General features: G+C 39.2%; 21 protein-coding genes. 12 read left to right on the forward strand and 9 right to left on the reverse strand.

The annotated features are described in order from the left end of the window. Positions 1 to 68: 68 nt before the first annotated feature. On the forward strand, positions 69 to 2540 hold the full coding sequence (locus tag MKL32_RS09510; protein WP_270900458.1) for a heavy metal translocating P-type ATPase: 2472 nt from the start codon (positions 69 to 71) through the stop codon (positions 2538 to 2540). A 10-nt stretch (positions 2541 to 2550) separates the two neighbouring features. Beyond that, positions 2551 to 3009: a Cu(I)-responsive transcriptional regulator gene (gene cueR, locus MKL32_RS09515; protein ID WP_087539991.1), complete on the forward strand. Its 459-nt coding sequence runs from the start codon at positions 2551 to 2553 to the stop codon at positions 3007 to 3009. 52 nt (positions 3010 to 3061) lie between these two features. On the opposite strand, the gene MKL32_RS09520 is transcribed toward cueR, so the two are convergent. The 4 genes from MKL32_RS09520 to MKL32_RS09535 form a co-directional block, all read right to left on the reverse strand. After that, positions 3062 to 3250 (reverse strand): heavy-metal-associated domain-containing protein, encoded by a 189-nt coding sequence (locus tag MKL32_RS09520; protein WP_004913856.1) that lies wholly within the window; start codon positions 3248 to 3250, stop codon positions 3062 to 3064. A 172-nt stretch (positions 3251 to 3422) separates the two neighbouring features. Continuing rightward, positions 3423 to 4949: a DHA2 family efflux MFS transporter permease subunit gene (locus MKL32_RS09525; protein ID WP_004913858.1), complete on the reverse strand. Its 1527-nt coding sequence runs from the start codon at positions 4947 to 4949 to the stop codon at positions 3423 to 3425. 6 nt (positions 4950 to 4955) lie between these two features. After that, positions 4956 to 6092, reverse strand: a complete 1137-nt coding sequence (locus MKL32_RS09530; protein ID WP_087539993.1) for an HlyD family secretion protein — start codon at positions 6090 to 6092, stop codon at positions 4956 to 4958. Positions 6093 to 6356: 264 nt separating this feature from the next. Then, on the reverse strand, positions 6357 to 6854 hold the full coding sequence (locus MKL32_RS09535) for a thioesterase family protein (protein WP_004959985.1): 498 nt from the start codon (positions 6852 to 6854) through the stop codon (positions 6357 to 6359). 257 nt (positions 6855 to 7111) lie between these two features. On the opposite strand from MKL32_RS09535, the gene hemB reads away from it, so the two are divergent. Together hemB and MKL32_RS09545 are read left to right on the forward strand one after the other, a co-directional pair. Then, positions 7112 to 8125, forward strand: a complete 1014-nt coding sequence (hemB, locus tag MKL32_RS09540) for a porphobilinogen synthase (RefSeq protein WP_204379047.1) — start codon at positions 7112 to 7114, stop codon at positions 8123 to 8125. Positions 8126 to 8197: 72 nt separating this feature from the next. Continuing rightward, positions 8198 to 9319, forward strand: coding sequence for an NAD(P)/FAD-dependent oxidoreductase (locus MKL32_RS09545; protein WP_270900459.1), 1122 nt, complete (start codon positions 8198 to 8200; stop codon positions 9317 to 9319). Here the strand turns inward: MKL32_RS09545 and MKL32_RS09550 are convergent. Further along, positions 9305 to 10213: a TIGR01777 family oxidoreductase gene (locus MKL32_RS09550; RefSeq protein WP_270900460.1), complete on the reverse strand. Its 909-nt coding sequence runs from the start codon at positions 10211 to 10213 to the stop codon at positions 9305 to 9307. The two genes, MKL32_RS09545 and MKL32_RS09550, sit on opposite strands and share 15 nt — an antisense overlap. Positions 10214 to 10289: 76 nt before the next feature. Further along, complete coding sequence (locus MKL32_RS09555) at positions 10290 to 10736, reverse strand: ABZJ_00895 family protein (RefSeq protein WP_005403068.1); 447 nt, start codon at positions 10734 to 10736, stop codon at positions 10290 to 10292. 307 nt (positions 10737 to 11043) lie between these two features. On the opposite strand from MKL32_RS09555, the gene MKL32_RS09560 reads away from it, so the two are divergent. Genes MKL32_RS09560 through MKL32_RS09570 form a run of 3 tightly spaced genes read left to right on the forward strand, consistent with a single transcriptional unit; the run spans position 11044 to position 12527 of the window. Continuing rightward, the gene (locus MKL32_RS09560) at positions 11044 to 11421 is read left to right on the forward strand and encodes a VOC family protein (RefSeq protein WP_270900461.1); all 378 of its coding nucleotides are present in this window, start codon (positions 11044 to 11046) and stop codon (positions 11419 to 11421) included. Positions 11422 to 11471: 50 nt separating this feature from the next. Next, on the forward strand, positions 11472 to 12128 hold the full coding sequence (locus MKL32_RS09565) for a hypothetical protein (RefSeq protein WP_039047317.1): 657 nt from the start codon (positions 11472 to 11474) through the stop codon (positions 12126 to 12128). 3 nt (positions 12129 to 12131) lie between these two features. After that, positions 12132 to 12527 (forward strand): SMI1/KNR4 family protein, encoded by a 396-nt coding sequence (locus MKL32_RS09570; protein ID WP_270900462.1) that lies wholly within the window; start codon positions 12132 to 12134, stop codon positions 12525 to 12527. A gap of 67 nt (positions 12528 to 12594) precedes the next feature. Here MKL32_RS09570 and MKL32_RS09575 read toward each other — a convergent pair whose 3' ends face one another. Beyond that, complete coding sequence (locus MKL32_RS09575) at positions 12595 to 13377, reverse strand: crotonase/enoyl-CoA hydratase family protein (RefSeq protein WP_151707906.1); 783 nt, start codon at positions 13375 to 13377, stop codon at positions 12595 to 12597. A gap of 158 nt (positions 13378 to 13535) precedes the next feature. On the opposite strand from MKL32_RS09575, the gene MKL32_RS09580 reads away from it, so the two are divergent. Together MKL32_RS09580 and MKL32_RS09585 are read left to right on the forward strand one after the other, a co-directional pair. Then, entirely contained in the window at positions 13536 to 14786 is a 1251-nt protein-coding gene (locus MKL32_RS09580; RefSeq protein WP_270900463.1) for an exonuclease SbcCD subunit D, read from the forward strand. A 9-nt stretch (positions 14787 to 14795) separates the two neighbouring features. After that, positions 14796 to 18392, forward strand: a complete 3597-nt coding sequence (locus MKL32_RS09585) for an AAA family ATPase (RefSeq protein ID WP_270900464.1) — start codon at positions 14796 to 14798, stop codon at positions 18390 to 18392. On the opposite strand, the gene MKL32_RS09590 is transcribed toward MKL32_RS09585, so the two are convergent. Beyond that, the gene (locus MKL32_RS09590) at positions 18389 to 19075 is read right to left on the reverse strand and encodes a YggS family pyridoxal phosphate-dependent enzyme (RefSeq protein ID WP_126131885.1); all 687 of its coding nucleotides are present in this window, start codon (positions 19073 to 19075) and stop codon (positions 18389 to 18391) included. The genes MKL32_RS09585 and MKL32_RS09590 overlap by 4 nt on opposite strands. A 127-nt stretch (positions 19076 to 19202) precedes the next feature. On the opposite strand from MKL32_RS09590, the gene MKL32_RS09595 reads away from it, so the two are divergent. Both MKL32_RS09595 and MKL32_RS09600 read left to right on the forward strand, forming a co-directional pair. After that, positions 19203 to 20240, forward strand: coding sequence for a type IV pilus twitching motility protein PilT (locus MKL32_RS09595; RefSeq protein ID WP_004960020.1), 1038 nt, complete (start codon positions 19203 to 19205; stop codon positions 20238 to 20240). Positions 20241 to 20265: 25 nt separating this feature from the next. Beyond that, positions 20266 to 21384: a PilT/PilU family type 4a pilus ATPase gene (locus MKL32_RS09600; protein WP_270900465.1), complete on the forward strand. Its 1119-nt coding sequence runs from the start codon at positions 20266 to 20268 to the stop codon at positions 21382 to 21384. A 96-nt stretch (positions 21385 to 21480) separates the two neighbouring features. On the opposite strand, the gene fur is transcribed toward MKL32_RS09600, so the two are convergent. Then, complete coding sequence (gene fur / locus MKL32_RS09605; protein WP_125298469.1) at positions 21481 to 21918, reverse strand: ferric iron uptake transcriptional regulator; 438 nt, start codon at positions 21916 to 21918, stop codon at positions 21481 to 21483. A gap of 111 nt (positions 21919 to 22029) precedes the next feature. On the opposite strand from fur, the gene MKL32_RS09610 reads away from it, so the two are divergent. Then, the gene (locus MKL32_RS09610) at positions 22030 to 22428 is read left to right on the forward strand and encodes an outer membrane protein assembly factor BamE (protein ID WP_004913908.1); all 399 of its coding nucleotides are present in this window, start codon (positions 22030 to 22032) and stop codon (positions 22426 to 22428) included. Positions 22429 to 22457 lie beyond the last annotated feature (29 nt).

The raw sequence follows: 22457 nt of genomic DNA on the forward strand, positions 1-22457 counted from the left end.
TACTTGACCTTCCTATAATGGTAAGGTCTATGCTTTAAGCAATCAAAGAATATTTATAGGTAAATCCCATGGGAACCGAAATAAATCAAAGATTAAGCTTACAAATTGAAGGTATGACTTGTGCAAGCTGTGTAAGTCGTGTTGAAAATGCTATTAAAAAAGTTGATGGTGTGCGATCAGCCTCAGTAAATTTAGCCACTGAGCGTGCAGACATTACACTTAATAAGCCTTTAGATCGTCAATTATTAATTCATGCAATTGAACAAGCAGGCTATGATGTTCCCAAAGACAGAATTGAATTATCTATAAAAGGTATGACCTGTGCCTCATGTGTTGGTCGTGTCGAGAAAGCACTCAAATCCGTCTCTGGTGTCACTGAAGCGAATGTCAATCTTGCAACTGAACGAGCAACAGTAAGTGGTTCGGCAAGTGTAGAGGCATTGATCGCAGCAATAGATAAAGCTGGATATGATGCTGTAGAAATTCAAGCTTCAATTGCCGATCCATCTGAGCAGCTTCAGAAAAAAGATCAAGAACGCGCTGAACTTAAACGCGATTTAATTCTTGCCACGCTTTTTGCTTTGCCTGTGTTTATTCTTGAAATGGGCTCTCATCTAATTCCAAGCTTTCATCATCTGATTGCTCAAACCATTGGGATGCAAAATAGTTGGTACATACAATTCGTACTGACTACCCTTGTATTAACGATTCCAGGTAGAAGATTTTATTTAAAAGGCATCCCAGCTTTATTTCGTCTAGCACCAGATATGAATTCTTTGGTAGCCGTTGGAACATTAGCTGCATATCTATTTTCTATAGTGGCCACCTTCTTTCCAAACACACTCCCTTCGGGAACAGTCAATGTTTATTATGAAGCTGCTGCGGTTATTGTTGCTTTAATCTTACTTGGTCGTTTTCTTGAAGCAAAAGCAAAAGGACGTACTTCAGAAGCGATTCAACGTTTAGTCAGTTTACAAGCTAAAACAGCTCATGTTCACCGTGATGGACAAATGCTTGAGATTGCAATTGATCAAGTTATTGCTGGTGACACGGTGATTGTAAAACCTGGCGAAAGAATACCTGTTGATGGAAAAGTGACTGATGGAAATAGTTTTGTCGATGAATCCATGATTACAGGTGAACCGATACCTGTTGAGAAAGTGATTGGTAGCGATGTGGTAGGTGGTACGATTAATCAAAATGGAACACTCACTTTTACAGCATTAGCTGTTGGTGGTGAAACCATGCTAGCGCAAATAATTCGCTTAGTTGAGCAAGCACAAGGCTCTAAAATGCCGATTCAAGCGGTAGTCGATAAAATTACCTTATGGTTCGTACCAGCAGTAATGATTGCAGCAGTGCTGACATTCTTAGTTTGGTTAATTTTCGGCCCATCTCCTGCCCTAACTTTTGCCTTAGTAAATGCAGTCGCAGTACTGATTATCGCTTGTCCATGTGCTATGGGTTTGGCAACACCTACATCGATCATGGTGGGTACAGGTCGTGGTGCAGAATTAGGCGTGTTGTTCCGTAAAGGCGAAGCTTTACAGCTATTAAAAGATGCAAAAATTGTAGCTGTTGATAAAACAGGTACTTTAACTGAGGGACATCCAGAATTAACTGATTTTGAAGTCACATCTCAGTTTGAACGAGATCAAGTTTTGGCTGCTGTAGCTGCTGTTGAATCCCGATCAGAACATCCTATCGCAAAAGCGATTGTTGATCAGGCCAATCTAGAGAACTTGGTTCTTCCTAAAGTTGATCGCTTTGATTCGGTTACGGGTATGGGTGTATCTGCAGTGATCAATGATGATATTCAAATTAATATCGGTGCTGATCGTTATATGCAGCAGCTCGGTATTGAAGTACAACCCTTCGCAACAACTGCTTTACGTTTAGGTGATGAAGGTAAATCACCACTTTATGTTGCGATGAATGGTCAACTAGCAGGAATTATAGCGGTTGCAGATCCAATTAAATCCACGACCCCCGCAGCGATTCAAGCTTTACACCAATTAGGGCTGAAAGTCGCGATGATCACTGGAGATAATGCACGTACTGCTCAGGCAATTGCAAAACAATTAGGAATTGATGAGGTGATCGCTGAAGTCTTACCTGAAGGAAAAGTTAATGCAGTCAAAGAGCTAAAATCCCAATATGGTCATATTGTCTTTGTTGGTGATGGAATTAATGATGCCCCTGCATTAGCTGAAGCCGATGTAGGTGTAGCGATAGGTACAGGTACAGATGTTGCAATTGAATCGGCAGATGTCGTGCTCATGTCTGGTAATATGCAAGGTGTAACAAATGCAATCGCCTTATCCAAAGCCACAATCGGCAACATTCATCAAAACCTGTTTTGGGCTTTTGCTTACAACACCATGCTAATTCCTGTTGCCGCTGGAATATTATATCCAAACTATGGAATTTTAATGTCACCCATCTTTGCTGCAGGAGCTATGGCATTATCTAGCGTCTTTGTATTAGGAAATGCACTACGTCTGCGTCGTTTTCAACCACCTTCAGTACATCTAGGTTGAGGAGAATAAGATGAATATTGGTAAAGTCTCTCAAGCTTCAGGGGTCTCAACCAAAATGATTCGATACTATGAACAGATTGGTTTGATCCCGACTGCGGGGCGTAATAATGCAGGTTATCGCTCCTACTCATCGACTGATGTTGAACGTTTAAAGTTTATCAAGCGAAGTCGAGAATTGGGATTTTCAGTTGTGGAAATCTCAGATTTGCTTGATCTGTGGAATGATCGCAATCGACAAAGTGCTGATGTAAAACGCTTAGCACTCGGACATATTGAGAAATTAGAACAACGCATAAACGACTTACAGCAAATGGCGAATACGCTGAAAGATTTAATCAATTGCTGCGCAGGTGATGATCGACCTGAATGTCCGATTCTTGAGGGTCTCAAAGAACCGAGCAATGAAAATAAGGAACAGCATCACCATAATGACCTGCTGTCAATTTCACCATTAGCGAAGAAAAAATAAGGTATTAAAAAGGGCTACGAAAATGTAGCCCTTAAACTTTGTCTAAATGATTTTAGCGCGGTGGGAAACCTGCTTCAGTCAATGCTTCAGCAACCTGCTCTTGTGTTGCTGTTGTTTCAACTGTCACTTTACGACTTGGTGGATCAGCAATCACTTTAGCATTTGCATCCAAAGCTTGAATTGCTCGAGTAACACCGCGAGCACAACCACCACACGTCATATTCTCTACATGAAATTCCATGATATCTCTCCAATAAAATAGATGGTTAATAGAATATATTCCTTCCCATCATTGTAAGGTCAAGCGATTTTTTACTTGATCTTCTTTAGAGTTAGGTTACACCTTAGCTACTAGAAAAAACTCGGAGAACAACTTCAAGTTTAATTCAATGATTTCCATTTAAGTCATGCGATTAATGTGGTGCAGGGCCACCTACTATCGGCTTAGGTTTAGGACTTAACCAAATTAATAGACTCGCAAACACAAACACCAAAGCCAAAATCATAAAGACATGATTTGCTGAAATCGTAATTGCCTCTTTATCGACAAGATTGGCAATCGTTGCCAAAGTAGCATCAGAAGAAAATCCATTTTGCAGCAATGTATTTTGAACCTCTTGTGGATGCAGTGAATTAACCATTTCACTACGCGCCACTTTGGTGTGGTCATCCCAAATCGTAACTGCAATCGAAGCACCGATTGCCCCTGCCATGGTTCTTAGAAAATTCATCAAACCTGCAGCAGATGCCATTTCTTGGGGAAGAACCGAGCCCATTGCAATATTAGACAACGGGATAAAGAAAAATGGGACAGCAAAACCCTGCAATATCTGAGGCCAAGCCAATGCCATAAAATCTGCATCAGTTACCCAAAATGCACGCATTAAGGTTACAACACCCAGCAAAGCCAAACCAAAACTCGCTAAAGCACGTGGATCATATTTGGTTGATAATTTGGCTACAATTGGAGACATAGTCAAACTACCAAAGCCCATAGTTGCCGTTAGATAACCAGCCCATGTTGCGGTATATCCTAGATTGATTTGCAACCACTGTGGGATCAATACAATACTGCCAAAAAATGCCCCAAACCCAAATGCTAAGGCAGTGACAGAAACTGCAAAACCTCGATGTCTAAAAACATATAAATTTACAACAGGGTGTTTTTCGGTTAACTCCCAAATCATAAAAACAATAAAACCAATCACGGCAATTAAAGCTAAAACGATAATACTACTACTGTTGAACCAGTCTTTTTCATGCCCAAGATCAAGCATGAGTTGTAAAGCACCAATCCAAAGTACCAGCAATCCTAACCCAATGGCATCTATGCGTAATTTTTCTGTTTTGGTTTCAGCTACTGACAACAAACGCATTGCAGCGAGAACACAAAATATTCCGACAGGTATATTGATAAAAAATATCCAATGCCATGATAAATTATCGCTAATCAAACCGCCTAAAATAGGACCTAGAATAGGTCCAATCACCGTTGTCATTGCCCATAGCCCCATCGCTTGAGCATGTTTTTCAGGTGGGAAAATACGCATCAATAATGTTTGACTCAGTGGCATTAACGGTCCACCACAAAGCCCTTGTCCGATACGAAAAAAGACCAACATTTCTAATGAAGTCGCTAGACCGCATAAAAAAGAAAAGACCGTAAAGCCAATCAAACCAAAGACAAAGACACGAACCGTACCAAATCGCCCTGCCAACCATCCAGTTAAAGGAACACAGATGGCTTCAGCCACTGCATAAGACGTAATCACCCAAGTTCCTTGAGAACTTGAAACGGCGAGGTTACCAGTGATATGAGGAACAGAAACGTTAGCAATTGTCGTGTCTAACACCACCATAAAGTTAGAAAGTGCAATTACAAAAGCTGCAAGCAATAATCGCCCACCACTGAGTTCTGCAAAAGGATTCTGAGTCTTCATGATGAATTACTTCGATGCGAGATCAATATCTACTTGCATTGAAAGACCTACTCGCAGAGGATGCTCAGCCAACTCTTTAGGATCTAAGGTGATGCGCACAGGTAAGCGCTGAACCACTTTAATCCAATTTCCAGTCGCATTTTGTGCAGGAATCAATGCAAAAGCAGCACCTGTTCCACCTGAGAAACCTTGAACTTTGCCGTGATAAACGACTTCATCCCCATATAAATCAGATGTTAATGTCACAGTTTGACCTGCTTTCACTTTTGCCAATTGGCTTTCTTTGAAGTTGGCATCTACATATAACGCTGAAACTGGTACGACAGACATCATGACTGTTCCAGGTGCAACACGCTGTCCAATTTGAATATTCTTACGTGTTACAACACCATCTACAGGGGCACGTATAATCGTTCTTTCCAAATCTAATAATGCTTGATCAACATGTGCTTTTGCCACTAAAACATCTGGGGTTGAAGCCTCATTGACACCTTGAATCAAAGCATCGTTTGCTGCCAAAGTACTTACCGCAGCATTACGACTCGACATAGCTTGAGCAAGTCCTGCTTGAGCAAGCTCTAAACTAGCTTTTGCAGTCGAAACAGCACTTTGTGATTTACTTAATTCTTCTTTAGAAATTGCACCTGAAGCAGCTAGTTCGTTACGACGTTTTAACTCTAAACTCACTCGATCATATTCAGCTTGGGCTTTATTGACTTGAGCTTGAGCACTTGTGATTTCATCTTTAGTTACGATCACTTGTGAATTCAGAGAGCTGCTATTTGCTTGGCTTTGTTTGTATTGACGTTGTGCTTTAGCTAGCTCCGCTTGAGCCTGTGCAAGTTGAATTTGTGCATCTCGTTGGTCGATTTTAACTAAGATATCGCCACGTTTAACCTGCTGTGTATCCTTCACTAAAACTTCAGCAACTTGTCCACCGATCATAGAGGTCACTTGTGCTGTTTCAGCACCAACATAGGCATTATCAGTGCTTACAGAATGATGAAAAAATAATGCCCAAATCCCATACAAAATTGCAGCTATGATAAGAATCAGGGCAAATAGTCCTAAAAACTTTTTACGCTTTGCTTTCATTGCATCATCAGATAAAGCTTGCTGTTCGTTGGTTTGGGAGTCAGTCATAAATTATTCCTGAAAATTAAATAGATCATTTACTTCTGTTTTAATCAGCCGATCAGTCTATGTATCGAAACTTAACCGAAAGTTAAAAACAAAAGATAAATATGAACAAAAATTCCAGAGCATTCTACCGACAAATAATCATATTACGAGAATAAAAAAAATAACTGATGCGTTCAGTTCTAGCATTTTGATAATAATCAAAACTATTTATTTTCAGAAATAAAAAAAGCGCCGAATGGCGCTTTTTTGAAATTTTTCAAAAAATTAGAAAGCATATGATGCGATTGCAGTCGCTATTGGCTTATCGTCATTATTGACCATCGTCATGCGCATCGTGCATCCCTTACGCCCTAAGCGCAAAGTTTCTGCACGAGCGATAAAATATTTACCACGACCAGGTGCAAGATAATCTACACGCATATCAACAGTAGCCAAACGAGAAACTTTTTTAATAGTATCGGGTAAATCCTCTGGCGTTGCATGGCGATATAGCTGTTCCATTGCAACCACTCCACCAATACTATCCAACATCGTTGCAGCAACACCACCATGCAAAATCTGGAACGCAACATTACCAATCAACTCTGGTTGCATCTCAATGTAGCCTTCAATTTGATCATCAACTACACGCATGACCATGCCACAGTGCTTAAAAAATGGTGAAGAATTAAATGCTTTACAAAGCTGTTTTAATACCACGCCATGATCGGCTTTAGCACCTAACTGAATATTACCTGTCCAGTTTTTCTTTACATCATTCATACGCTGCCTGAATCCATAGATCGAAGCTGATGAGCATTGATAAATGCCTGCAAATACTTATGACTTATCATAAATACTGCACCACATGATCAAAATTTCAACAGCCCTTTTGAAACATCCCATAATTTTTACAAAACCAAAATTATAGGGCTACAATAGTGAGGACATCGAATTGACCTAAGCCGCTAAGTTCTCCCCTAGCATGACTTAAATGATTCAATTATTCCTATAGTGTAATACTGAACATCGAGATTGTTATGACTTATACGTTCAATCGTCCTGCTTTCCCTGCGACTCGCATGCGCCGTATCCGTAAAAATGACCAATTACGAGCGATGGTAAGCGAAACACAATTGACAGCTAATCACTTGATTTATCCAGTTTTTGTACTACCAGGACAACAGCAAGTTCAAGACATTCCGAGCATGCCAAATATACAGCGTTTATCTGCTGATTTATTGCTCAAAAAAGCAGAACAACTTCTTGAGTTAGGTGTTTCAAAGCTTGCATTATTTCCCGTTACCCCTCAAGAAGACAAAAATTTAACTGCTGAAGCAGCATGGCATGAAGATGGATTAGTACAAACCACTTGCCAATTACTTAAAAAAGAATTACCTGAAATGGTACTCATCACAGATGGTGCGCTTGATCCTTATACCACTCATGGTCAAGATGGCATTATCGATGAAACAGGCTATGTGTTGAATGATGAAACGGTTGAATGCTTAATTAAACAAGCATTGAGTCATGCTGCGGCAGGTGCAGATGTTGTTGCTCCAAGTGACATGATGGATGGTCGTATTGGAGCAATCCGTCAAGCACTTGAACAAAACGGTTTTATTTATACCAATATCATGGCGTACTCTGCTAAATATGCATCAAGTTTCTATGGTCCATTCCGTGATGCTGTTGGCTCTGCTAGCAACCTAAAAGGCGGCAATAAATATAATTATCAAATGGATATCGGCAACCGTGCAGAAGCATTACATGAGATTGCTTTAGACATCCAAGAAGGCGCCGATATGGTCATCGTTAAACCCGGAATGCCATATCTAGACGTTGTTCGCGAAGTAAAAGATACTTTTGGCGTACCAACCTTTGTCTATCAAGTTAGCGGTGAATACGCGATGCTTGCAGGAGCTATACAAAATGGCTGGTTATCGGACAGCGTTATCTTAGAATCATTAATGTGCTGTCGTCGTGCAGGTGCAGATGGTATCTGGACTTATTTTGCTGAAGAAGCCGCTCGTAAACTCAAAGAGATGAAATAACTCTCCGAAGCTACAACACTCCTCACCTCTTTAATAAGGAGGGAGGGATCTTTAAATTGGTTTGACGTTAATATGCATATTGCCATCATTGGTGCAGGGATCAGCGGCTTAATGACAGCTCTGGAACTTGCTGAACAAGGCTGTTTTGTTGATATTTTTGATCAACAGCAAGCAGGTCAAGCTGCATCTTGGGCTGGTGGTGGTATTTTATCGCCTATGTATCCGTGGCGATATGCACCCGAAGTTAACCAATTAGCTCAGTTTGGAAAATCGCTCTATCAAATGTGGAATGAAAAACTTTACCCAATCACAGGGATTGATTTTCAGATTCACGATACAGGCATGCTAATTTTCGATCAGGACGATTTTGATATTGGGTTGAGCTATGCAGCAAAGTTCAATGAACCGATGCAACAATCAGAATATTTAAGCCAGAATCAGCTCAATCAGATTAATCCTCGTGTTTCAGCAAAATTCGAAGAAGCCATTTATTTTCCTCATCTATCCAATGTGCGGAATCCTCGCCTACTTCAATCTCTGATTAGTTATTTGAAACAACATCCTTTGGTTCGTTTTTTTGAACATAGTCCAATCGAAAAGTTAATCATTCAAAAACATAAAATTAAGGGCTTGCAAAGCGAAGATGGTCACCAACACTTTGCTGATCATGTAGTTTTAACTTCAGGTGCGTGGACAAAGCATTGGGAAGAACAGTTACAACTGAATATTCCTGTTCATCCTATCCAAGGTCAAATGTTGTTATTCAAAACACCTGAAAATTGGCTTCCAACGATGTGCATGAATCAAGTGATGTATCTGATTCCACGTCAGGATGGTCATATCGTCTGTGGTTCAAGTATGGCGGACTGCGGTTTTAATACCACTGTAGATGATCAAACTCAGCAAGATATTTTGACAGCGTGCCTAGAAATGGTTCCTGAGCTAGCTCAATTTCCAATCGTAAAACGTTGGGCAGGCTTGCGCCCTAGCTCACCACATGGCATCCCATACATTGGGGCGATTCCAGAGGTTGAAAATTTGTGGGCAAACTTTGGACATTTCCGCAATGGATTATGTATGGGAGCAGGTTCAGCACAACTGCTGCGTCAGCTCATTCTAGAGCAACCGACATGTGTTGAACCAAACGCGTACTCTCCAACCCAACTACGAAAGCAACTCTTAGTCGTCGAGTAGAATTTCACCTAATGCCATATCTAAAGTTGGATATTTAAACTCAAAACCAAGAGCTTGTAAGGCTTTAGGCTGTACATATTGACCATTTAAAATCAATTGTGATTGTTCGCCTAGAGCAAGCTCAAATACGAACTTTGGCAATGAGATAAACGGTTTTCGCTTTAAGATTTTGCTAGCAATCTTAACGAATTGCTGTTGATTTGTTTGCTCAGGTGCAACGAGATTGTAAACCTTCTGCGCACTATTGGAGTCAAGTAAGAACACTATTGCACTTAACACATCTTGGATATGAATCCACACTACTGGTTGTTGCCCTGAACCAATCTTACCCGCGGCATTTAATCGAATCGGCAACAACATTTGCGGCAAAATTCCACCACCTTGACCAAATACAATCCCCAAACGAATAATCTTCGTATTCTGTTGGGAAAACTTTAAAGCCGTTTGCTCCCAAGCTTGGCAAAGCTCAGACATAAAAATCGCCTGCGCTGGGGTGTTTTCATCACAACTGGTATTCCATTGCTCTTGTGGATCAATACCATAGTAACCAATTGCTGAGCCAGAAATAATGCATTTCGGAAAAATCTGTTGCTGTTGCAACCACTCATAAAGTCGTTGGGTGGTATTGACACGACTATTAATTAATTGCTGTTTACGCTCACTACTCCAGCGTTTCTGACCAATATTTTCGCCCGCAAGATTGATGACATAATCAATTTGTTGGGTTTGAATCTGCTCAAATGAAGTCACCCATTGCAGATCAGGATGTTGTGAAGATTTATTCGTTTGTCGTGTTAGCGCAATGACCTTGTACTGTCTTTTCAACAAAAAAGGTAAAAGATGAGAACCAATAAATCCACTCGCCCCTGTTACCAATACAGTCAATTTTTGCATCGCACTACCTATCAAAAATCATGTCTATAGATAGTCTTAACAGAACAAGGGTGAATTACAAGTGAACTTTATTAACCTAGTTAAACATCTTGTTCGCCATTCGTTGTGCTTGTGCGCCATAGAACCACAATGTGATCAAATATAGAGGTATTGCAAGCATCAACCACATTACTACAACGATCACAAGAAAATTTGGCTGCTGTAAATACGCAATAAAGTTCTGCCAAACTTCAGGATCATTGCGACTAAAAATGAATAACCCGAGTAATAATCCAAATAAGTTGTACCCCCAAAAAATTAAACTAAACATCAAAGTGAGTTTCTTTTTTTCAGTTGCAGTTGGGGCACGGCGTTGCTGTTTTAAAAATTTGAATAAAACAAAAATAATAGCAATCAAATACGGAATTGCTGTGAGTATACCTGCAATATTATTTGGTAAAATAGCAGCCAGCACGCCTGCTACCAAAGTTGAAACCAAACAAATAATAAAAAACCATAAATAATATAAACGAAGTGAAATCATGTAGTTAAACCCAATTTGAGTGGTTTCATTAATTAATTATAAATTTTTTTCACTTTTTTTTCATTTTTATGTCAACCGATCAACATTCTTTAGCGTTATATAGGGTACAAGGTCGCAGCAACCGAATCTAAATTGCACGGCATCCGCAACGATTTTCGGTGACCTTTCATTATGACTCTCCATCTTTAGCATTTGTTTTGTTAGCAGCCAAAACTTTTGATAAAGATTTTGACCGACGATTTATCATCACTCGAATCGTCGGTTTTTATTTTTCTAATGATACAAAAATAAAAATATAGGATTAGCCATGAACTCGATTATCTATTTTGAAATTCAATCCTCCAATCCCAAACGCGATACTCAATTTTATCAAAATGTCTTTGGTTGGCATTTTGAGCATATTGATGGCTTACCCATCGAATATTATCGTATCGAAACGGAAGGGATTCATGGTGGATTACTTCAACGTCCAGTCGCAATCCCCTCAACTGAATGCGGTACCAATGCTTTTACCTGTACGATTGAAGTAGACAATTTTGATGAAACCGCAGCCAAAATTTTAAGCTTGGGCGGTCTTATAGCGATGGATAAATTTGCGATTCATCATCGTTGTTGGCAAGGCTATTTTCTCGACCTAGACAATAATGTCTTTGGTATATGCGAAATAGATGAGAATGCAAAATGACAGTGTTATACTAAATTTTCATAAAATTAAGATAGTTAATTCAAATAAAAATGAAATGTCCAAACTGTCAAAACGAAGTTGTGAATGAGAATATCAATATCCAAACGGATATGGGGAAATGTCAAAACTGCAATCATCTATTCAGAGTATCTGAAAATTTTGATTCATCGCCCCAATTCGCTTTTGATATTAATCAACCACCCAAAGGTGCTTGGTATAAAAATGACATGCAAGAAATTAAACTTGGTGCAACCTTAAGAAGTCCAATCGCCTTTTTCTTGGTTCCATTTATGCTGATATGGTCAGGTGGTTCATTGGGTGGGATTTATGGTACCCAAATAGCAAACCAAGAATTTAGTCTTTTACAAAGTTTATTTGGTATCCCATTTATCATCGGTACATTAATCTTTGGCTTTTTTACTTTACTCGTCCTGTTTGGAAAAGTTGAACTCACCATAGATCGTCAAGGCGGAAAGGTTTTTACAGGCATTGGGAAATTAGGTAAATCCAAATCTTTTATGTGGAATGAAGTGAGTCGAATCAGAGAAAATCATATTCAAAATGCTTCCAACAAACAACAAGGACAAATCTTTATAGATGCCGCGCAACCCATTCGCTTTGGTTTGGGCTTATCTCCAGAACGTCAACATTATATATTTCATACATTAAAACGAATACAAATGCAGTATAAACCTGAAAGAAGATGATTCATGGCTTTTCCAATTGAGGAACAATATATTTTAGCCGCTGAGATAGAACTCAACCTTGTATTTCCACCATCTTTTAAAAATAAAATGATGATCGAAAATGGTGGCAATATTTTTGTTGAAGATGATGATTGGCAAATTTTCCCATTTTTCGATCAATCCAATCAAAAAAGAAAAATACGTACATGCAACCATATCTTGCATGAAACAAAAATTGCGAAACAATGGACTGGCTTTCCATTACATGCCATTGCAATCGCCCGTAATGGATGCGGAGATTATTTAATTTTTCTTCCGCAGAAACACGACCCACATACGCTTTCAGATCTAGTCCATATTTGGTTTCACGGCACCAATGAAATTCAACCCGTTGATTTAGATTTTAAAACGTTGGTATAGAGCCTATGTTAAAATGCTAAATCAACTTATCGCATCAGTGTTTGATGATTAAAATAAAAAATTGGAATTATTTACCCTGAAACTGTGGCAAGCGTCTTTCAAGCATGGCTCGAACACCCTCTTGAGCATCCTCAGATTCAAATAGTGGTTTAAGGTAGTTATCCATTTTATCGAACGCAACTGTATGCCCTAAAGTCACTCCATCGGTTGCAGAAGCTAATAGAGCCTGCACAGCAAGTGGCGCAGCAATACAAATCTCTTTAGCAACTTCGATCGCACGCTCAAGTTGCTTACCTTTTTCTACAACCTCAGAAACAAGATTCAACTCATTGGCTTTTTGAGTATCAAAGGTTTTACCTGTAAGCAAATAAGGCATCGCTTTTTGCCAACCAGCTGCCTGTACAAAACGAACCGTTGCACCGCCAAAAGGCATAATCCCCCGTAGTACTTCGAGCTGCCCAAACACAGTATCTTCACTGGCTATTACCACATCTGCATTGAGCATGAGTTCCACTCCAGCGGTATAACAAATACCCTGCACTGCAACCACAACAGGTTTAGTTCTGTGTCGTCCTCCAACGCCCCAAGGATTAATTTGAGCATCGGCAAAATTAAAAATCCCATGCGGAATTTTCGGTTGTAATTCCACTAGGTCTAGACCAGCGGTAAAATGATCACCATGCGCAAAAATGACAGCACAACGTAATTCAGGATTATTTTCATATTCTGTTAATGCTAAAGATAAATCCTCAATCATATGGCTATCAAAGGCATTGCGTTTTGCCACACGATCTAAACCGATCAACATAATATGATCAATCATTTCACGGCTTACTTTTCCTAAGCTCATTTTCTATTTCCTATTATTTAGTTTTTCGATACCAAACTAGTTGATCGTTTTAAAATGATCAAGCGATATCTTGTAGCTACTTTCTGCTTGGCTAAGCTCTACTTTTTTCTTGAATACGTGCTACCTTATTCGCATTCATTTCATTATTAGATTCACTTATGACCGTGCGTTTTTTTCATACTTCTGACTGGCATCTGGGACAGTTTTTCTACAACCATTCCCGCCACTATGAACATGAACAATTTCTTGCATGGTTACTTGAGCAAATCAAAATTAAACAGCCGCATGCTTTACTCATTGCAGGTGATATTTTTGATGTGATCAATCCGAGCTCACAGGCACAAAAACAGCTTTATCAATTCCTTGCCGATGCGCATGATCTTGCACCACAGATGCAAACATTGATGATTGCGGGAAATCATGATTCAGGCTATCGGATTGAACAAGTTGAACCCTTACTTGAAAAATATAATGCCAAAACAGTCGGAGTAATTCGCTGGAATGAAGATAAAAGCTTAGATTTAGATCGTTTAATTTTGCCGATTTATGATGAGCAAAAACAGATTGTCGCATGGTGTATTGCCCTGCCTTTCTTACGTTCAGCCGAAATCACAGGTTTCAATGAAAACACCACAAACAGTCAAAATGCGATTGCCTATCTGCATCAACATTTAATCGCTGAAGCAAAACGCCGTAAAACCGATGATCAAGCTTTAATTTTGATGTCGCATGCACATATGCAAGGTGGTGAAACTTCAGATTCTGAACGACCAATTATTATTGGTAATGAGGAAGCACTTTCAACCACGCTGTTTGACGACGAGATTGACTATGTGGCTTTGGGACACCTGCATAAACCACAGAAAGTTGGGCAAGATCACATCCGTTATAGTGGCTCTCCAATTCCTTTGTCGTTTAGTGAAATTAACTATAAACACCAAGTGCTTGAAGTCACGATAGATCCTATTAAAACTGGAAATCAAGTTGAGTTTGAAGCAATTGCCATTCCACGAGCGATTCAATTACACAAAATTAAAGGTGAACTCAATGACGTCATGCAGCGACTCAAAAATCTGCCACAGGGCCTCATTGAATGTATAGATCATCGTGAATATGTTGATATTGAATATCACACAGCCACGCCTCCTCAACCGAATCTCAGACAACAATTTGAAGATGCCCTGCCTAAAGATCGTTACCGTTTAGTGCGGATTTCACGACAATATTTATCCAATCAAACCAATGCAGAAATTGAATCAAAAATTAATTTAGAACCACCTACACCCGAAAAACTGTTTCAACAAATTTGGGAGAAAAAAGGCTATAGCGCTGATGATGAAGTCACCAAAGACTTTTTAAGCTTAGTTGCTGAAGCACAGAAAAAACTTGAAGATGATCAAACAGTTTAAGGATTTGCCATGAAAATTTTATCCATTCGACTAAAAAATCTGGCATCTCTTGCAGGTGAGCATTTTATTGATTTTGAAAGTGAACCTTTAGCACATGCTGGATTGATTGCGATTATAGGAAAAACAGGTGCAGGTAAATCCACGATTTTAGATGCGATGTGTCTTGCTCTGTTTAATAAAATTCCAAGACTCAAAGACAGTGATGGCAAATTGTTAGATGTAGATGGTTCAGAACTGTTAACCAACTCTCCTCTCACTGTATTACGTCGTGGTACTGGACACGGTTTTGCCGAGCTGTGTTTTGTCGCACAGGATCAAAAACATTATTTAGCGCGTTGGGAAATTAAACGTGCTCGTGAAAATGCCAGTGGCAAACTGCAAAGTGTACAACGCTCATTGAAATGCCTCACCGATGGCGTGGTTGTCGCAGATAAAACCAAAGCCGTCGAAACGCATATTCAACAAATTACACAGCTCAGTTTTGAACAATTCACTCGTGCGGTGCTTTTGGCACAATCCGAAGTCACCGCTTTTTTAAAAGCACGGGATAATGAACGTGGTGAATTATTGGAATATCTGACCAACTCCAGTATTTTTGCCAAGATTGGACAGTTGGCATTTGAAAAAACCAAAGAAGTTCGCTTACAACGTGAAAAATTAGAAAGTGTTTTAGGTCATATTGAAATTCGTTCTGATGAAGAAATCGCTGAGTTACAACAGCAATTCCAACAGCTACAGCAACATGTGCAACAACTTGAAAATGAAAAAAATCAATTCAAGCAACAACAACAGTGGTTTGAACAACGCGATAAAATCAATAAAGACATAGCGTTAAAAAAACAAGACTATGATCTGCAACTTAAAGCCCAAGAAAACATTGCCAAAGATCGGTACTTACTGAGTCAATTAGAGACATTCGCTGAGATACGCCCAATCGTATTTCAACAACAACAATTGCAAAAAACATTGCAACAACTCGCGCCACAAATTCAACAAAAACATCATGAATTTAGCACTTTAACCACTCAATTTGAGCAACAAAAAACGCTTTATACACAAGTAGAAACAACACTCAATCAATTTCAAGATTTCGAGCAAAAGCATCAAAATGAACTGACACAAGTACGCAAGTTTGTGCAAGAACGTGACTATATTGCTGAAGAATATAAGAAAACCAAAATTCGACTGACTCAATTGGAAAGTCAGCAGCAACCACTCATCGAGCAACAACAACAGCTAGAACAAAGCATTCAAAACTTGAGTGCACAACATACGGCTTGCTTAGAACAGTTAAAACACAGTGCTCAATATGCTCCTTTGGATAATGGCTTAAATGCCCATATTCAACAACTCAAGCAATTTATTCAGCAATATCAAAAAGTAGAAAACACACTAGGCTCTATTCAACAAGCACAGACCCAACTTAAACAAGATCAAAACACATTCAACAGTTTAATCACGCAATTTGGCACGACCCAACAAATTGAACAGCGTATTGAGCAACAGTCGAAACTAAAAGAAACCCAACAAATTCGCCTCAATCAATTGGATTCAATTCAACAAAAACTTCAGCATTATTTTGAATTAAAAAATGAAGTCCTTACGCAGCAAAACAAATTTGAAGATGTACAAAAGCAAGCTCAACAGCTAGAACAACACAGCAAAAAAGCTGAGAAAGATTATCAGGCTGCCAAAACTGAACGTGAGAAACTACAACAGGTTTTGCAACAACAACGTCTGTTGCATGCTGAAAATATTGAACATCTAAGAGCTGAACTCAAGCACGGTGAAGCCTGTCTAGTCTGTGGCAGTACCGAGCATCCTTATCGTGATGACGAGAGCCAAATCTCTAAAGCTCTATATGCCTTGCAACAACAACAAGAATTACAAGCGATTCAACAGGAACAACAGCTTTTCCAACTTTGGCAAAAAGCTCAACAACAATTCACTCAAAGCCATACCGAACAAAATCAATTGCAACAGCAATTGCAGCAATTGAATGAAAAAGTAAAAGCACATGATCAGGTGTTACAACAGCAGGTATCACAGACGAATATTCAACTTGATTTCAGTCTCACTGAGCATGACATCACGACTAAGATGCAATCATTGGTTTTAGAAACGTCACAAACTCAACAGCAGCTTGAAAAGGAATTATTACAACTTAATCAAGCCAATAAAGATCAGCATGTGCTCAATCAAAACATTCAGAATACACGTCATCAACTAGAAACCGTAGAGCACTTACAACAACAGATTCAGCATATCGTGGATTGTCTCAATGCAGACGATAAAATGGCTTGGTCTAGACATGACATGTCAATCTCACAACACATATTGCAAGCATTGCAGCAACGTAGCCAACAACTAGAGCATGCAGAATCGCTCATCAAACAGAAAGAACAAATTGATCAGCAGTTGAATGTTTTAAAGACCAATTTGACAGGACTCACTACGCAACAAGCAGAATGTGCGCAACAATTAAAAGACATCGAGATTAAAGGCAAACAAAATACTGATGCTGCTAATCAACTGATTATCACCATGACAGGTTCAGCTGAAATCAAAGCCAATGAATGGTTACAACAGCATGATCAACAACGTCAGCAATTGCAGAGTAAATATCAGCAAGTGAAGCAAAGTTTTGAACAAGCTCGTCAACATTTTGAGCAGCAGAAAAATGTGCTCGAACAACTCAAAGCACAGCAGCAACAAAATCATGATTCTCTTGAACGATGTAAAACTGAAATCACTAATTGGTTAGCCCAGCATCAAAATTTTGCAGAAGATCAACTCAGTGAATTACTTGCGTTTTCATCAACTCAGGAACAGCAGATTCGAAATACAATACAACAAGCGGACCGTACTTTGAGTGAAGCAAATTCTGCATTGAAAACTATGCAAGAACAGTTGAATGTACATCTTCAATCTGGACCCAATATTCAGCTTGAACAACTGACTGAATTGATAAATGCCAATCAAGAAATTTTGCAACAGACAACAGATCAACGAGATCAACTTAAACTGCAATTGGAAGTTCATCAGCAAAATTTAGCCAAACAAAAGAAATTTGCTGATCAGATTCAACAGATCCAGCAACAAGAGCACCGCTGGAATAAGATATCTAGTTTAATTGGTGATTCAAAAGGTAAAGAATTTCGTGATTTAGCCCAACAGTACAATCTCGATATTTTACTTGAATATGCTAATCAACAATTGGCGATGCTGTCTCAGCGCTATACCCTAAAACGTTTAGATAATTCACTCAGTCTTGCGATTCTTGATCATGATATGGATGGCGAAACCCGTTCAGTTGCTTCACTGTCTGGTGGGGAATCATTCCTCACTGCCCTCGCCATTTCATTGGCGATAGCCAATATGGCATCAGGTTCAATGAAAATCGAATCGCTGTTTATTGATGAGGGCTTTGGCACCTTGGATGCATCTTCTCTGCATATGGTAATGAATGCACTAGATCAACTGCAAAGCCAAGGACGTAAAGTCATTTTAATCTCGCACATTCAGGAAATGCATGAACGTATTCCTGTGCAAATTCAGGTACAACCCATTGGTTCAGGTTCAAGTCGGATTGAAGTGGTGGGTTAAAGTGAATAATCCCTTGCCCCAAACAATGCTGTCCCAACTCTAACCATGGTTGAACCCGCAGCAATTGCTGCATCCAAATCAGCAGACATACCCATACTCAAAGTATCCCAATCTTGAGGCTGTGCATGTAATGATTTCACTTGATCAAATAAATTTTTAGCATCAGCAAACGCAGCAACATTATTAGGCGCTGGAATCACCATCAAACCACGTAAACGTAAATTAGGTAGTCGGCTGATTTGCTCTACTAATTCTGCGACCTCATTGGGTTCACAACCATCTTTAGAGTCTTGTCCGTCAATATTGACTTGTAAACATATATTTAATGGCTTTTGAGTTTCTAAACGTTGGCTAGATAGGCGCTCTGCGATAATTAAGCGATCAACACCATGTACCCAATCAAACTTTTCAGCTAAATGTTTGGTTTTATTACGTTGTACATGACCAATAAAATGCCATTCAATATCTAAATCTTGTAACTCTTCAATTTTTGCCAACGCTTCTTGTAAATAGTTTTCACCAAAACTCCGTTGACCAACCGCATACATTTCGCGCAAGCTTAAACTAGGATGTGTCTTCGATACAGCCAACAATTGCACAGTATTAGGATCGCGTTGTACACGCAGACACGCCTGCTCAATTTGACTTAATACTTGTATACGTGATTGTTCTAATTGATTCATTGACACAGTTCTCATTTACGAAATGTTTTTTTGCTTTCACATTCTATAATGTGTTGGTAACACAGAGTGAAAGCCGTATATTATTCTACAAAATAATGAGACATTTTTTGATTGTTTCGGGGAAATTATGGATATTACAGAATTACTCGCGTTTTCAGTAAAAAACGGTGCTTCGGACTTACACCTTTCAGCGGGTATGCCACCAATGATTCGCGTGGATGGTGAAGTTCGCCGTATCAATTTACCAGCATTAGAACATAAAGATGTACACCGTTTAGTGTACGACATTATGAATGATAAACAACGCCGAGATTACGAAGAGGATCTAGAAACGGACTTTTCATTTGAAGTACCAAACATTGCTCGTTTCCGTGTAAACGCATTTAACCAAAACCGTGGTGCAGGTGCTGTATTTCGTACCATTCCATCTAAAGTCTTAACCATGGAAGACTTGGGTTTAGGAACAATTTTCAAAGATATTTGTGACTACCCGCGTGGTATTGTTCTGGTCACTGGTCCAACGGGTTCAGGTAAATCAACGACATTGGCTGCAATGATTGATTATATTAATGAGCATCGTTATGACCATATTTTAACGGTTGAAGACCCAATCGAATTTGTACATCAATCAAAGAAATGTTTGATTAACCAGCGTGAAGTGCATCGTGATACACATGGCTTTAACGAAGCACTTCGTTCAGCCCTTCGTGAAGACCCTGATATTATCCTAGTCGGTGAGATGCGTGACTTAGAGACAATTCGTCTTGCTCTAACCGCAGCAGAAACAGGTCACTTAGTATTTGGTACTCTGCATACCACCTCAGCAGCAAAAACCATTGACCGTGTGATCGACGTATTCCCTGCCGAAGAAAAAGATATGGTTCGCGCGATGTTGTCCGAATCATTACAAGCAGTAATTTCACAAACATTGTTGAAAAAGAATGGTGGTGGTCGTGTTGCAGCGCATGAGATCATGATCGGTATTCCTGCGATTCGTAACCTTGTTCGTGAAAACAAAGTTGCACAGATGTACTCTGCGATTCAGACAGGTGCTAACTACGGCATGACCACACTCGATCAAAGTCTTAAAAACTTAGTTTCGAGAGGCATCATTAGCCCTCAAACAGCTCGTACTGTTGCTAAACAACCTGAATCATTCCTATAAAAACTAAAATTAATGGGGAAAGCATATGGATTTTAATGATTTACTCAATCTAATGATTGAACAAAGTGCTTCGGATTTATTTGTTACCGCTGATGTTGAACCTTCAATGAAAATCAACGGTCAGATTGTTCCTGTGGCTAAAGCAAAACTTTCAGGCGAGATTGTTGGTCAGTTATTAAACTCAATCATGAGTGATAAACAACGTAAAGAATTCGAAGATACTCGCGAGTGTAACTTCGCAATTATGAACCGTGAGAAAACAGCGCGTTTTCGTGTGAGCGCGTTCCAACAACGTGATATGCCAGGCATGGTATTACGTCGTATCGAAACGGTTATTCCAACGATGGATGAATTAAAACTACCTGCAATCCTCAAAGATTTAGCGATGACCAAACGTGGCATCATTATCTTTGTTGGTGCAACAGGTACAGGTAAATCAACCTCGCTCGCGTCAATGATCGGATATCGTAATCAAAACTCTAAAGGTCATATCATCACCATTGAAGACCCGATCGAGTTTGTACACCAACACGCGGGTTGTATTGTGACTCAACGAGAAGTCGGTATTGATACAGACTCTTTTGAAGTAGCTTTGAAAAATACACTTCGTCAAGCACCCGATGTGATCTTGATTGGTGAGATTCGCTCTCGTGAAACAATGGACTATGCGATTGCTTTCGCAGAAACAGGTCACTTAGTACTTGCTACACTTCACGCGAATAACGCTAACCAAGCATTAGACCGTATTATTCACTTCTTTGAAGCTGACCGTCATGCTCAACTACATATGGATTTATCGCTCAATCTAAGAGCAATGGTTGCTCAACAGTTAATTCCAACACCTGATGGAAATTCGCGCCGAGCAGCTATCGAAATTCTAATTAATACACCGTTACTATCAGATTATATCCGTAAAGGTGAAATTCATGAGATTAAAGACCTCATGAAACGCTCGCGCGAATTGGGCATGCAAACATTTGACCAAGCGCTTTATGATTTATATAAAGCTGGTGAAATCACGTATAAAGATGCGCTTAAACATGCAGACTCACCAAACGATTTACGTCTCACCATTAAACTTTCTGAAGAAGGTGCAGATCAATTGTTAAGTGCAAGTCGCAACATTACATTTGATGGTCAATAAGCTCTCTTAAATCATTAAAAAAAGGAAGGTTTTTGTAACCTTCCTTTTTTATTTGTTTTATTTCAGTGAAAATTTCTATCTTTACTAAAATGACACTTATTTCTTACGATAAGCATCTTTGCATTCTTGGTCACTACAGTACCCATATAAATTTAATGAGTGCCCTGTCAAAGTAAAACCATGCTGATCAGCTACAGAATGTTGTTCTTTTTCAATAACATCATTAGTAAATTCAATAACTTTGTTACAGTTTAAACATACTAAGTGATCATGATGATCTTCTTGCATGATTTCAAAAACTGAATGATTATTTTCAAAATGATGACGTTGGATAATTCCTGCAGCTTCAAATTGTGTTAATACACGGTAAACTGTCGCTAAACCAACATCTTCACCTTGTTCAAGCAAAGTTTTATAAATATCTTCTGCACTTAAATGATGTTGTTTCGAATTTTCTAATAATTCCAAAATCTTAATACGAGGAAGGGTAACTTTAAGTCCAGCTTTGCGTAAGTCTTGGTTGGAAATAGGCATGAAAAAAGGTCTCTCAACAAATCTTAAGTTGGAATAGGCAATAGAGTTTAGATGCAGTATGATCTATCCTTGAATCAAATGCATCATCATTTATCAGGATAGTGTAGCAAAATGCAAAAAATCATGCTGGCGTTATTCGTCACTTCAGTACTTAGCGGTTGTTCAGTCTTTGGTGTTTATAAAGTTGATATTCCACAAGGAACACCGTTAACCAAAGCACAAGCATCTCAAGTACAAGTAGGCATGAGCTTTCAGCAAGTTCGCTTCTTGTTGGGTAGCCCAACGGTTACTGATCCACTAAATCCATTACGTTGGGACTATATTTACAACTATATCCCTGGTACATATGCCAAAAAAGCAAAAATACCTGCAGCACATGGACAACATTTAAAAATTTACTTTGATGCAAATGGTAATGTTGAACGCATTGAAGGTTTAGATACAATTCCAGAGTCACAACCTGGTTTACCAGCATCTAAAGAAGCGATCTTAACTGCGCCGCCACTATAACGGCTTTAGATTAAAAAAATAAACCCCTC

Origin of the sequence: Acinetobacter sp. AOR34_HL, assembly GCF_027854795.1 — a bacterium.
Taxonomy (GTDB): Bacteria; Pseudomonadota; Gammaproteobacteria; order Pseudomonadales; family Moraxellaceae; genus Acinetobacter; species Acinetobacter junii.

Bases quoted from the DNA above. Each gene is read 5' to 3' on its own strand.
- MKL32_RS09565 (WP_039047317.1), top strand. From the start codon at position 11,472: ATGAAATGTCCAAACTGTCAAAACGAAGTTGTGAATGAGAATATCAAT.
- MKL32_RS09595 (WP_004960020.1), top strand. From the start codon at position 19,203: ATGGATATTACAGAATTACTCGCGTTTTCAGTAAAAAACGGTGCTTCG.
- MKL32_RS09525 (WP_004913858.1), bottom strand. From the start codon at position 4,949: ATGAAGACTCAGAATCCTTTTGCAGAACTCAGTGGTGGGCGATTATTG.
- MKL32_RS09550 (WP_270900460.1), bottom strand. From the start codon at position 10,213: ATGCAAAAATTGACTGTATTGGTAACAGGGGCGAGTGGATTTATTGGT.
- MKL32_RS09535 (WP_004959985.1), bottom strand. From the start codon at position 6,854: ATGAATGATGTAAAGAAAAACTGGACAGGTAATATTCAGTTAGGTGCT.
- MKL32_RS09520 (WP_004913856.1), bottom strand. From the start codon at position 3,250: ATGGAATTTCATGTAGAGAATATGACGTGTGGTGGTTGTGCTCGCGGT.
- MKL32_RS09600 (WP_270900465.1), top strand. From the start codon at position 20,266: ATGGATTTTAATGATTTACTCAATCTAATGATTGAACAAAGTGCTTCG.
- MKL32_RS09530 (WP_087539993.1), bottom strand. From the start codon at position 6,092: ATGACTGACTCCCAAACCAACGAACAGCAAGCTTTATCTGATGATGCA.
- MKL32_RS09575 (WP_151707906.1), bottom strand. From the start codon at position 13,377: ATGAGCTTAGGAAAAGTAAGCCGTGAAATGATTGATCATATTATGTTG.
- MKL32_RS09610 (WP_004913908.1), top strand. From the start codon at position 22,030: ATGCAAAAAATCATGCTGGCGTTATTCGTCACTTCAGTACTTAGCGGT.
- MKL32_RS09545 (WP_270900459.1), top strand. From the start codon at position 8,198: ATGCATATTGCCATCATTGGTGCAGGGATCAGCGGCTTAATGACAGCT.
- hemB (WP_204379047.1), top strand. From the start codon at position 7,112: ATGACTTATACGTTCAATCGTCCTGCTTTCCCTGCGACTCGCATGCGC.
- MKL32_RS09555 (WP_005403068.1), bottom strand. From the start codon at position 10,736: ATGATTTCACTTCGTTTATATTATTTATGGTTTTTTATTATTTGTTTG.
- MKL32_RS09570 (WP_270900462.1), top strand. From the start codon at position 12,132: ATGGCTTTTCCAATTGAGGAACAATATATTTTAGCCGCTGAGATAGAA.
- cueR (WP_087539991.1), top strand. From the start codon at position 2,551: ATGAATATTGGTAAAGTCTCTCAAGCTTCAGGGGTCTCAACCAAAATG.
- MKL32_RS09585 (WP_270900464.1), top strand. From the start codon at position 14,796: ATGAAAATTTTATCCATTCGACTAAAAAATCTGGCATCTCTTGCAGGT.
- MKL32_RS09580 (WP_270900463.1), top strand. From the start codon at position 13,536: ATGACCGTGCGTTTTTTTCATACTTCTGACTGGCATCTGGGACAGTTT.
- MKL32_RS09590 (WP_126131885.1), bottom strand. From the start codon at position 19,075: ATGAATCAATTAGAACAATCACGTATACAAGTATTAAGTCAAATTGAG.
- MKL32_RS09560 (WP_270900461.1), top strand. From the start codon at position 11,044: ATGAACTCGATTATCTATTTTGAAATTCAATCCTCCAATCCCAAACGC.
- fur (WP_125298469.1), bottom strand. From the start codon at position 21,918: ATGCCTATTTCCAACCAAGACTTACGCAAAGCTGGACTTAAAGTTACC.
- MKL32_RS09510 (WP_270900458.1), top strand. From the start codon at position 69: ATGGGAACCGAAATAAATCAAAGATTAAGCTTACAAATTGAAGGTATG.